The organism is Bizionia gelidisalsuginis, assembly GCF_008086185.1.
Lineage (GTDB): Bacteria > Bacteroidota > Bacteroidia > Flavobacteriales > Flavobacteriaceae > Bizionia > Bizionia saleffrena.
Map to the genome: position 1 here is coordinate 1 of NZ_VSKN01000055.1, position 3,143 is coordinate 3,143.

At 30.9% G+C, this 3,143-nt stretch carries 2 protein-coding genes; both read left to right on the forward strand.

The window, feature by feature from the left end:
• Nucleotides 1–359: 359 nt before the first annotated feature.
• On the forward strand, nt 360–893 hold the full coding sequence (locus tag ES677_RS14925) for a hypothetical protein (RefSeq protein WP_148381686.1): 534 nt from the start codon (nt 360–362) through the stop codon (nt 891–893).
• A gap of 484 nt (nt 894–1,377) precedes the next feature.
• Complete coding sequence (locus ES677_RS14930) at nt 1,378–2,676, forward strand: T9SS type A sorting domain-containing protein (RefSeq protein ID WP_148381687.1); 1,299 nt, start codon at nt 1,378–1,380, stop codon at nt 2,674–2,676.
• Nucleotides 2,677–3,143: the final 467 nt, after the last annotated feature.

Below are 3,143 nucleotides of genomic sequence, written 5' to 3' on the forward strand. Positions count from 1 at the left end.
TTGCAGTTACCACCCTTGCGACTTACTAATGCTTCTAGGCGTTACCCCAGCGCATAAGGGACTTGCACCCTCTAGATTAATTACTTACTTTGCTGTAAGTTAAAGATGCCCATACTGGGCACACACACCGTATAAAATTAATTGCTGGTTTTAGCCAATTTACGAAAGTCCAAACGGACTTTCTTTGTCAGTGTTTTATTTACTAAATTAGTTGCTTGAAACACGCAACAAAACATATACAAACACGTTGGCAACAAGGCTTAACACACTCATACGGCTGAAACGAAATAAATACTAATTGTGACTTTTTTACCCATAATATTTATTTCTTTAACATCTAATTAAAAACAATCATAAATATGAAAACATTAAAATTATTTATATTACTAGCTTTTATTTATACAAATGCAAATGCACAATTAAATAAAGGCAATTGGCTTGTAGGTGGAAGTGGTGAATATTCTAGCCGAAATTCTAAGTTTGATAATGGGGCAGACACCAAAATTGATAGAATTACAATAAAGCCTAACATTGGTTATTTTATAAAAGAAAGGTTTGCTTTAGGCGCTACTTTGGGATATACTAATCAAACTATCTTTACTACTTATGGTGTTGGTTTGTTTACAAGATATTACTTCTTAGAACCTGAAAAAACATTTAATCTATTTGCGCAAGTTCATTTTGATATTGTTCATGTAGTTTCAGATATTGAAGGAGGAGCGCGTAGCAATACATCAAATTTTTATGGAGTTAGAGCTGGACAGGTAGTTTTCTTTAATAGTGCTGTTGGATTGGAGTTTGCTATAGAATATGAAAGAGGGAATTTGCCGACAGGTGTTGCAAATAATATAAAAGCTGTTATTGGCTTTCAAATACATTTAGAAAAAAAATAATCTTAACTAAAATAAACAAAAACATGACTTAAAAATAATCTAAAAAAGAGAAAGCTCCTACTAGGTAGAAGCTCCTCCAGTTTAAAACAATTACCGTCTAAAATAATTAATTTAAAACTTAACAAAATTATGAAAAATTTTACAATTATTAAGCAGATATTAACTTTTCTGTTTCTTTCACTTACCATAAATTCATTTTCTCAAATAAATGATATAAGTATGCAAAATATTCAATATCTAGGAAGCTCTATTTTCAGAATGTGGCACAATAAATTTTAACTCTGCTAATAATCACTCAATTTCATTTGATGCTAGAGTTGAGGTTGAATCGACACCAAATGGATTTATTTTCACTGAAGGTAATTTAAAAATTGCTTATTGGACAGGGTCCGCACAAGAAGTTTATCAAACTATTGTTGTTGATGCAGGTGACTGGACTTATGATTCACAAAACACAAATGCTGAACTAAATATCCCAATAATTATGCAGCTTAACAATAATGATTTTGATGCTGGAGATACTGAAGGAGGAAGAATATATTTAATATATACAGAGACAAGTAATGGTAGTATTAATGATGATTCTTGTGATGTTGACATTACCAAACCAAGATTTACACTTACACAAAATAATGCAACATTAATTTGCGATAGTAATTCTCCAAAAACTTTTACTGTTAATAACGAAAACAATTCTCCAGGAGTTCAATTATATCAATGGAATATTGGTAATGGTTGGTTGTATAATGGTAGTTCTGCATCTAATTTTACAACAACAGTTAATAATGTACAATTAACACCAACTCTTTTTCCACCAGATAATGTTACAGTTACACCAAAACTAGATGGTATTAATTTTCCACAATTAACTTCTAATATAACTTTAGCAGATTTTACTTCCAATAATGTTATTACAGGTGATAATGCAGTTTGCTCAACAGAAAACTTTAGCGTATTCGGTTTAGCTAGTGGCACAAGTGTTACAAGTTGGAGTATTGATAATACTAATATTGCTTCAATTTCAATTAACGGTAACCAAATTACTCTAACACCTACTGGAAATGGAGTAATTAATATTACAGCAACATTAACTAATTCCTGTGGACAAACATTCGATATTTTTAAAAACAATGTTGCTATCGGCTCGCCAGCAGTAACATCGTACACAATTCACGGCGGTCACGACAACGTTGGTGTAAATTCCACCTCACAACTAAATGTAGATTATGTTTCAGGAGCAACAGGGTATTATTGGTTTATAAATGCTCAAAATGCAAATTGCCAAAATGGTGGCGTATTACCAAGTTTTCAAACTGGAAATGGAAATACAAGCACCTTAACATCTGCATCTAAATATGCGTTTATAAATTGGGGAACTTGTACAGGAAATTTTGTAGTTAATGTTAGAGCCTTAAACGATTGTGGAGCATCAGATATTAGCTATAAGCAAGTAACTATATATGCCAATGGTAATGGTGGTGGCAATCCTTGTCCACAAGAACCTTGGGAATTAAAAGTGTATCAACAACCAGTAAAAGGAGGTGGAATTATAGTAAATAAATTACCACCAAGCATACCTTGTAATGATTTACAATTAAAAAGCAAAAGTAAGATTGTAAATAACGTCAAAATTTACGATTTCTTTGGTAATGCAGTTTATAAAAAACAATACTATACAAACAAATTTAATCTAACCGAATTAAATTTAAGAACAGGAAATTATGTTTTAGAAGTTTTATCATTAGATGGAGAAATACTAAGAAAACTAATAATAATCAAATAATACAATTTTAAAATTTGCAAAAGACTGCTTTTCTAAAGCAGTCTTTTTTGTTAAAAAAAACAATAAAATCATATAATTTAATCTCAGAAATATATTCTACATTCAGTAAAACGCAATATATCATCAAGTAAAATAAGACCGATAAGCCTAAATATAAATTTCGCATACTATTTTACAAAACTACTAACCTAATTTAATATTTGAGCATCCCAAACTATAAAACTTATAAAACAAATTAATATTACAGCACACTAATTTATATTTTAGTTAAAATGCTTTTTAAATCTATTAAACCAAAGTAATATTTGATTAATCAAGAATTTAAAAGTGCCCAGTTGCCAATCGAGTAGACGGCTGACAATCGAATGATTGCCAGTGCGCCTCTCACACCACCGTACGTACGGGTCTCGTATACGGCGGTTCAACGTTCATCTCAACAATTGCTCTTTACACCAATTGAAGCTACC